The sequence below is a fragment of the Saccharopolyspora sp. NPDC002686 genome (assembly GCF_040295745.1).
Lineage (GTDB): Bacteria > Actinomycetota > Actinomycetes > Mycobacteriales > Pseudonocardiaceae > Saccharopolyspora > Saccharopolyspora oryzae.
Window position 1 is genome coordinate 1 of sequence record NZ_JBEOVY010000337.1, and the last position, 8308, is coordinate 8308.

At 70.3% G+C, this 8308-nt stretch carries 9 protein-coding genes; 2 read left to right on the forward strand and 7 right to left on the reverse strand.

The annotated features are described in order from the left end of the window. Nucleotides 1-58: 58 nt before the first annotated feature. Genes ABTZ89_RS31455 through ABTZ89_RS31470 form a run of 4 tightly spaced genes read right to left on the reverse strand, consistent with a single transcriptional unit; the run spans nt 59 to nt 3541 of the window. Nucleotides 59-1405 carry an acetyl-CoA carboxylase biotin carboxylase subunit gene (locus tag ABTZ89_RS31455; RefSeq protein ID WP_351051551.1) on the reverse strand — a complete coding sequence of 449 codons (1347 nt, stop codon included), beginning with the start codon at nt 1403-1405 and terminating at the stop codon, nt 59-61. Then, nucleotides 1402-1641, reverse strand: coding sequence for an acetyl-CoA carboxylase (locus ABTZ89_RS31460; protein WP_270949178.1), 240 nt, complete (start codon nt 1639-1641; stop codon nt 1402-1404). The genes ABTZ89_RS31455 and ABTZ89_RS31460 overlap by 4 nt, the downstream gene beginning before the upstream one ends. Before the next feature lie 14 nt (nt 1642-1655). Next, entirely contained in the window at nt 1656-2642 is a 987-nt protein-coding gene (locus ABTZ89_RS31465; RefSeq protein ID WP_351051555.1) for a 5-oxoprolinase subunit C family protein, read from the reverse strand. Continuing rightward, the gene (locus tag ABTZ89_RS31470) at nt 2639-3541 is read right to left on the reverse strand and encodes a 5-oxoprolinase subunit B family protein (RefSeq protein ID WP_270949180.1); all 903 of its coding nucleotides are present in this window, start codon (nt 3539-3541) and stop codon (nt 2639-2641) included. The genes ABTZ89_RS31465 and ABTZ89_RS31470 overlap by 4 nt, the downstream gene beginning before the upstream one ends. A 187-nt stretch (nt 3542-3728) precedes the next feature. Between ABTZ89_RS31470 and ABTZ89_RS31475 the strand changes: the two genes are divergently transcribed. After that, nucleotides 3729-4496 carry a LamB/YcsF family protein gene (locus tag ABTZ89_RS31475; RefSeq protein WP_270949181.1) on the forward strand — a complete coding sequence of 256 codons (768 nt, stop codon included), beginning with the start codon at nt 3729-3731 and terminating at the stop codon, nt 4494-4496. A 1-nt stretch (nt 4497) separates the two neighbouring features. On the opposite strand, the gene ABTZ89_RS31480 is transcribed toward ABTZ89_RS31475, so the two are convergent. Together ABTZ89_RS31480 and gad are read right to left on the reverse strand one after the other, a co-directional pair. Continuing rightward, nucleotides 4498-5430 carry a nitrilase-related carbon-nitrogen hydrolase gene (locus ABTZ89_RS31480; protein WP_270949183.1) on the reverse strand — a complete coding sequence of 311 codons (933 nt, stop codon included), beginning with the start codon at nt 5428-5430 and terminating at the stop codon, nt 4498-4500. Nucleotides 5431-5439: 9 nt separating this feature from the next. Next, nucleotides 5440-6726 carry a glutamate decarboxylase gene (gad, locus tag ABTZ89_RS31485; protein ID WP_351051560.1) on the reverse strand — a complete coding sequence of 429 codons (1287 nt, stop codon included), beginning with the start codon at nt 6724-6726 and terminating at the stop codon, nt 5440-5442. A 285-nt stretch (nt 6727-7011) separates the two neighbouring features. Here gad and ABTZ89_RS31490 point away from each other — a divergent pair, with 285 nt between their 5' ends. After that, nucleotides 7012-7386, forward strand: a complete 375-nt coding sequence (locus tag ABTZ89_RS31490; protein WP_270949186.1) for a response regulator transcription factor — start codon at nt 7012-7014, stop codon at nt 7384-7386. 25 nt (nt 7387-7411) lie between these two features. On the opposite strand, the gene ABTZ89_RS31495 is transcribed toward ABTZ89_RS31490, so the two are convergent. Then, a partial coding sequence (locus tag ABTZ89_RS31495; protein WP_351051563.1) for an MFS transporter occupies nt 7412-8308 on the reverse strand: 897 nt, incomplete at its 5' end.

Consider the following 8308-nt stretch of genomic DNA (forward strand, 5'->3'; position numbering starts at 1 on the left):
GAAGGCGGCGGCGACCCCGACGTGTGTCCCCGCTCCGGCAAGACCGCCGGAGCGGGGATCACTCCTCCAGCAGGTGCTCCAGCCACGTCGTGTGCACCGGACCACGGCGCAGGTCGGGTTCGGCGAGCAGGCGTTCGTGCAGTCCTGCGGTGGTGGCGATGCCCTCGGCGCGGAACTCGCGGAGCGCCTGCCGCGCTCGGTCGTGCGCCTGCTCGCGGTCCGCGCCCCAGCACACCAGCTTCGCGATGAGCGAGTCGTAGAACGGGCTCACCCGATCGCCGGGGCCGATCCAGGTGTCGAACCGGACACCCGGGCCACCGGGGAGCTCGAACTCGGTGACCACGCCCGGCGTCGGTGCGAAGGCGCGCTGCGGGTCCTCGGCGTTGATCCGCAGCTCGACGGCGGCACCGCGCGCCCGGACCGAGTCCTGGTCGAAGGACAGCGGGGCACCGCCGCCGATGCGCAGCTGCTCGGCGACCAGGTCGATCCCGGTGATCGCCTCGGTGATCGGGTGCTCGACCTGGATCCGCGTGTTCATCTCGATGAAGTAGAAGTTCTCGTCGGCGTCCACCAGGAACTCGACGGTCCCCGCGTTGCGGTAACCGACGTGCTCGGCCAAGCGCACCGCCGCCTCCGCGATGGCGCGTCGCGCGTCGTCGGACAGCTGGGGTGCCGGCGCTTCCTCGATGAGCTTCTGCCGACGCCGCTGGACCGAGCAGTCCCGCTCCAGGAGGTGCCGGACATTGCCGTGGTCGTCGGCGAGCACCTGGACTTCCACGTGCCGCGCCTGCGGAATGGCGCGCTCGAGGTAGACGGTCGAGTCGCCGAACGCGGATTGCGCCTCCGCCTGCGCGGCAGGCAGCACCTCGCGCAGCTCCGCCGCGTCGCGCACCGGCCGGATGCCGCGGCCACCGCCACCGGCCGATGCCTTGACCAGCAGGGGATAACCGAGGTCGGCCGCCGCTCGCTCCGCCTGGGCCTGGTCGGTGCACGGGCCGCTGCCCGGCACCACCGGCACACCGGCCGACTGCGCCGTGCGGCGGGCCGTCGCCTTGTCGCCCATGAGCTCGATGGCCTCCGGCGGCGGACCGATGAACGCCAGGCCCGCGTCGCGCACCCCGCGGGCGAAATCCGCGTTCTCCGAGAGGAATCCGTACCCCGGGTGCACCGAATCGGCCTCGGCCTCCTTGGCGGCCTTGAGCAGCACTTCAGCGTCCAAATAGGACTTCTGAGCGGCGGAGCGGCCGATGTGCTGCACGTGGTCGGCCATCCGCACCCACCGGGCGCCCTCGTCGGCATCGGAGTGGACCGCGACCGCTTCGACACCGGCCGCGTGGCACGCGCGGACGATCCGCACCGCGATCTCGCCGCGGTTGGCCACCAGCACCCGCCGCAGGCCGCTCATGCCTCGTCCAGTTCGAACAGGGTCTGGCCGACGTCGACCTCGTCGCCGTCCTCCAGCAGGATCTTGGTGATCACCCCGGCCGATTCGGCCTTGATCTCGTTGTAGGTCTTCATCACCTCGATCAGGCCCAACGTCTGGCCCACCTCGACGGCGTTGCCGGGCTCGATGTACGGGTCGGCGTCCGGGGAGGGACGGCTGTAGAACACGCCGGGCAGCTGAGCATCCACATCGGACATCGGTTCCTCCAGAGTCACCTCGGGTCGGCGTCGAGCGCGATGCGGGCCTTGCCCAGTCGCGCACGTCGTTCCTGCCGGGCCGCCACCGCGGCGTCCACGTCCACGGCGGTGAAGCGCAGCTTGCTGCCGGTGCGGGTCTGCGCGATCAGGTCGCGGTCGGCGGAGATGACCGTGCCGATGGTCGCGTAGCCGCCGCCGGTGACCGCGTCGTTGAGCAGCACGATCGGCTCGTCACCGCCGGGGACCTGCACCGATCCGACCGGGTAGCCGAGGTCCACCACGTTGGCCGGGTCGCTGCCCGCGCCGAAGGGCTGCTCCCGCTCGACGAAGTCCAGCGATCCGCCGCGCAGCCGGTAGCCGACCCGGTCCGCGTCCTTGGTGACCTTCCACTCGGTGTCCAGGAAGGACCGCAGGGCGTCCTCGGTCAGCCGGTAGGAGCACAGGCCGACGATGAACCGCAGCTCGGTGACCGCCGGGAAGTCCAGGCGCAGCTCCTCCGGCAGCTCCGCACCGGTCGCGGGCGCCGCCTGCTCCGAGCCCAGCGGCAACCGGTCGCCGGCGGTCAGCGCGCGCCCCCGGAAACCGCCGATGCCGGTGAGCATGTACGTCGACCGGGACCCCAGGTAGGGCTCCACGTCGATCCCGCCGCTGACCGCGAGGTACGGGCGCGCACCGCGCCGGACCTGCGTCGCGGCCAGCACGTCCCCGGCCTCGACGCGGAGCGGTCGCCAGGTCGGCGCGGGCTCGCCGTTGATCGTGACGGCGCAGTCGGCGCCGGTCACCGCGACGTGGCGCGCATCGGTGAACTCCAGCTCCGGACCCAGGTAGGTGGCCTCCAGCACGGCCGCACCGGACGGGTTGCCCACCAGCATGTTGGCGATCTCGTAGGAGTACTGGTCCATGGCCCCCGACGGCGGCATGCCGATCGCGTACTGGCCATCCCGCCCGGAGTCCTGCACGGTCGTGGACAAGCCGCCCGAGCGCACGATCAGTTCGTTCATCGGTACAGCACCTCCATCAGCCGTTCGTTGACACCGTCGGGATCGGCGAGGAACTCCGCCGGGTGGAATGCCACGTCCCGGGTGCGGTAGCGGAAGGTGCCGACCTCCACCTCGGACCGGATGGACTCGTACTCGTCGAGCCCGATCGACCGGTACCGGAGGATGTCGCTCGGCTGCGGGAAGGCGATGCGCTCGGCGAAGTCCGGCAGCCGCTGGGACAGGTCGAACACCGGGGCGGGCGCGATCCCGAACAGCTGGTACCCGCCGGCACCGCGCACGGGGTAGACCACGGCGAACGCCCCGCCGAAGCCGAACGCGCGCTCCGGTGTGTCGGTGCGCGGCCGCACGTACTTGGGCACCTCGATCTGCCGGTCGCGGGGAACCATCTGGTAGCAGAACGGAAGCCCGGGGACGAAGCCGAGCATGGTGACGATGAACGGCGCCGAGGTGATCGCGTCGATGAGCGATCCGACGTCGGGGTGGCCGTTGATCCGCGCCGCGTACTCGAGGTCGGTGGCCGACGGGTCCTGGTGGCGGTCGCGGAAGCGCATCAGCGTCTCGCGGGTCCACGGGTCGTCGAACAGCACCGGCACGTCGACCACGCGGGTCTGCACGGTGTAGTCGGCCGGAAGCTCACCGGCGGAGTGCTCGAGCGCCTTGAGCTGCTCGACCAGCTCGGCCGGGTGCAACCGGTCGGGGTCCAATCGGACCAGGTACGAGGCGTTGGACGGGCAGATGTCGATGACGCCGTCCACGTCCAGCCTGCGCAGCGCGCCGGTGATCGCCATCGCCTTGAAGTTCGCCTCGAGGCTCATCTCGCGGTCCAGCTCGACGAAGACGAACTCGTCGCCGCCGAACTCGTACCGCGCTGGTGGCAGTTCGACCCTGGTAGCGGTCACGGTGCCCCCTCCTCACCAAACCGTCGGCAAGGAAAGGATGCGCCGCTGGACCGCACCGCGCATCGCCATAGTGGCCGCAAGACCCACGTTCGAGTGGGGGAGGGATTGCGCTTTTCGGAGTGCTGCGTTCGGTGCAGCCGGGGTTTACGATCGCGTTCCTCGGGGGCTTTTCGGGAGGTGCGTGGAAGTGCGTGCGCTCATCGATCTCAACGCGGACGCGGGGGAGAGCTTCGGCCGCTGGCGGCTCGGCGACGACGCCGGGGTGATTCCGCTGGTCTCGTCGGTGAACGTGGCCTGCGGGTGGCACGGGGGAGACCCGGCGACGATGCGCCGGTCCGTGCAGCTGGCGCGCGACGGCGGGACGTCGGTCGGCGCGCATCCCGGTTTCCCGGACCTGATCGGCTTCGGGCGCCGGGCGATCGCGATGAGCCCGCAAGACGCCGCCGAGGCCTGCCTGTACCAGTTCGGCGCCTTGCGGGCGATCGCTGACCTGCACGGAGTTCCGGTCGCCCACGTCAAACCGCACGGGGCGCTCTACGGGCTCGCCGCCCGGGACGGGGCCGTCGCCGAAGCGATCGTGGAGGCGTTCGCCACCGCAGCACCGGACGTCCGCGTGGTGCTGCTCGCCGGTCCGGTCGCGGAATCCTTGGCAGCGCGCGGTTTTCCGGTGGTGCGCGAGGCGTTCGCCGACCTCGACTACGACGACGACGGCCACATCATCATCGAACCCGACCCCCAGCCGAAATCACCGCAGCGGTGCGCCGATCAAGCGGTGGCCGTGCTCCGGGGTTCGGTGGATTCGGTCTCGGGAACCGCGATCCCGGTCGACGCCGACACCATCTGCCTGCACGGCGACCGGCCGAACGCGGTGGACGTCGCGCGGGCCATCCGCGACCGGTTCGCCGCGGAAGGCGTTGCGCTGGCCCCGATGGCCGAGGTGGCGGGCCAGCGCTGAATCAGCCCGCCGGCTGCAGGCGATCACCGACGTTGAGCCGGGAGTTGCTCAAGTGGTCCCCTTCCGGGCTGAACGGGGGGATCGTGCTCGGCGCGCAATCGGCGACCAGCAGCGAGTCCGCGGTCTGCTCGCTCGGGCCGGCGCACACCACCGGCTGCCCGTCCGGGCCCCAGATCCCGGAGTTGCCGCGGTACTCCCACTGCCCGCGGTCGGAGACCTCCCAACCCCGCCGGTTGGCATATGCCACGAAAACCCGCCACACCGCGGCCATCGCAGGGATGATGTGCTCGGTCGCGTCGGGGTAGGGCACCTGCGTCGGGGAGCCGTCGTGGAGCACGAAGTGCCGGTCGGCGGCGGTCGGGCCGACGATCAACCCGGCACCGCGCCGCGCCAAGTACTGGTACAGCGGCGGGAACTCGCACTCGTAGCAGTTCAGGATCCCCACCCGGAAGCCGTTGATGTCGACCACGGGCGGAAGTTCGTCGCCCGGCGTGAAGTTGGCGCGTTCGGCCGCCCCGTAGAGGTGGGTCTTGCGGTAGTTGGCGATCAACCGGCCGTCGCCGACCACTGCCACGGAGTCGTGCAGAGCGCCGTTCTCGGCGCGCTCCACGTAGGGCAGGACGATGCCGATGTCGTGCTGCTGCGAGAGCTTCACGGCCGCGCGCACCGACAGGCCGTCACTGGGCTCGGCCAGCTCCGCGCACTCGTCGGGGCCGAGCGAGTATCCGGTGTTGTAGCACTCGGGGAAGGCGCACAGGTGACTTCGGTAGCTCGCGGCGAGCGCCACGGCTTCCTCCATCCTGGCCAGGTTGTCCACGACAGCCTGCGGCGAGCCCACGGGGTTCTCCCCCTGGAAGATCGCCAGCCGCAACCCCGAACCTGACTGGGGCGGCGCGGCCTGCGCGAGCTTGCCGAGGACGCGGATCGGACGCATGGTTTCTCCTCACTTGGTGGAACGGGTGAATTCGTCGACGGCCGCCGCGAACGCCACGACCTCGTCGGGGCGAAGGTCGCTGCGGACGACCACGCGCATCGCGGTCAGCTCGTCGAGATCGGGCGGCAGCTGGTACACCGGCACGGACCAGCCGCACTCGCCCAGGTGCGCCGCCAGCTGGGCGAGCTTGAGATCGGGTTCGGCGGTCACCGCCACCACGGGCAGGTCCCGGCCGTCGCCGAGGAAGTGGAACCGGCCGGTCCCGCGCAGCCGGGCGGCCAGGTCCTGCGCCAGGATCCGGGAACGCGCGTGCATGCTGCGGTAGCCGGCGAACCCGTAGCGGATGAAGTTGTAGTACTGCAGGACCACGGGCGCGGCGGACCGGGAGAAGCTGAACTCGTGGTAGGTGTGGTTGCTGCCCAGGTAGTTCACCGGGAAGCCGAGGCGCCTGCTCCGGTGGTCCCGGTCCCGCCACAGCACCCAGCCCAGACCTGGCGGCACCTGCCCGTACTTGTGCCCCGAGGCGTTGATCGAGACCACCCGCGGCAGGTCGAAACCCCAGGCCAGGTCCGGGTCCAGGAACGGTGCGATGAACCCGCCCCCGGCCGCGTCGACGTGCACGGGCACCTCGATCCCGGACTCCGCGGCCACCCGGTCCAGTTCCTCGGTGATCTCCCGGACCGGTTCGTAGCGCCCGTCCAGGGTGCCGCCCAGGACGGTCACGACGCCGATGGTGGATTCGTCGCACAGCTCGGCCACCGACCCGGCGTCGAGCCCGATGCAGCCCGGCCGAGCCGGTGCCACTCGCGGCTCGACTTCCCAGTGGCGGCAGAAGTTCCGCCAGCAGGCGTGCACTCCCGCACCCATCACCAGGTTCGGGCGCCGGTTCCCGGGACCGGTGCGTTCGGCCCAGCGGTGCAGGAGGGAGAGCCCGGCCATCATCGCGGCCTCGCTCGATCCGGTGGTGGCCGAACCCACTACGCCGTTCGGGTCGCCGCCCCAGAGATGGCCGAGCATGCGCACGCATTCCCGCACCAGCTCGTCCACACCCGGGTACTGCTCGCGGTCGGCGAGGTTGCGGTTCAGGTAGGCGTTGTGCAGGCGCTGCGCTTCGGGTTCGAAGGACGTGGTCAGGAAGGTCGCGAGGTTGCGCACGGGTTCGGTGTCGTCGCGCAACCTGAGCCGCACGGCCGCTGCCGCTGCGGCGGGATCGGCGCCGTATTCGGGAATTCCGCCCGGTGATCCGGACGGCCGAGGCCGTGCGGAACCCTCCTTCGTGCCTGACGGGACTGGCATCTTCGTTGTTCCCCCTGTTCAAGATCGTGCTGCGAGGCCGACGTCCGCGAACTTACGGTCGGCCGGAGATCGAGACCATGAACAATTCGGCCCAGTGCTTCCGGACGGGGGTACCGGTTCGAGCACGCGCTGGGCTGTTCGCGTCAATCTGCTCGGCATTCGAGGGAACGGGGGCGACTCAGGGCAACGTTCTGGTCCGTGCGGACGAAACTCTGGTCATCAGCACGGATTCGCTTCGCTGGGTGCGGGGGCACCAGCGATCACACGCACAGGTGGAGGAGCTTGATGGCCCTCACGTACGATCAGGCGCTGGATCGGGCGATGGTCGCCCTGCTGCTGGAGGCCGTCGAGCACTCCCGCGCACTGCGCCACGTCCTGGAACAAGTTGGGCAGCTGGTGGCATTCCGCGTCCAACTCCACCAGTCCGGCGCAGTGCCCGGACCGAACGGCGCACCTCAGGGGGAACAGCTGCCCGCGCTGACCAAGCGCGAGCACGAAGTGATGGGCTACCTCGTCCGCGGTGGCTCGAACCGGGAAATCGCCAAGGCCATGGGAATTTCGGAACGAACGGTGAAGAACCACATGCGCAACATCTTCACCAAGCTCGGGGTCGCCGACCGAACCTCAGCCGCGGTGAAAGCTTTGGAGAGCAGGCGATGATCGGCAGACAGAGCACAGTGGACAGTCAGCGGATTCCGGTGTTGCGCCGGATGACCAGGAGGCTGAGCAGGCTGGCAGCGGCCGCGAACATCAGGTAGAAGCTCGGCGCCAGGTTGCTGCCGCTCACCCCGATCAGCCAGGTCGAGATGAACGGCGTGAACCCGCCGAAGACGCTCACCCCGATGTTGTAGCCCACCGACATGCCCGTCGCGCGGGTCTCGGTCGGGAACAGCTCGGCCATCAGCGCCGGCAGCGCCCCGAAGTAGCACGCCTTGAGCAGCCCGATCACCAGCATCACGCCGACCATGACGCCGAAGCCGGGGAAGGCGACCAGCACGGCGAAGACCGGGTAGATCAGCAGCAGGATCAGCGCGGCGAACGCGCTCATCAGCCGAACCCGCCCGATCTTGTCCGACAGATGCCCGGCCAGCGGCGTCACCGCGGTCAGGATCACGCCGGTGACCAGCGTCGCGGTGAAGCTGGCCGAGGCGGGCAGGCCGAGCTCCTTGATCGCGTAGGTCGGCATGTAGGTGATCGTGTAGTTGAGCACGGTGGACACCAGCAGCGCGCCGATCACCAGCAGGACCCGGCCCTTCTGGGTGCGCAGCACGGTGCGGACCGGTGACTTCGGGGCTTCGGCCTGCTCGGCGAACTCCGGCGCCTCGTCGACGAACCGGCGGATGTAGTAGCCGACCGGGCCGACCAGCAGCCCGACGGCGAACGGGATCCGCCAGCCCCACGACTGCAGCTGGTCCGGCGGCAGGGTGGTGGTCAGCAGCACGCCCATCCCGGCCGACACCAGGGTGCTCAGGCCCTGGCTGGCGAACTGCCAGCTGGCCACGAACCCGCGTCGGCCGGGCAGGTGCTCGACCATGAACGCGGTGGCGCTGCCGAACTCGCCGCCTGCCGTGAAGCCCTGGAT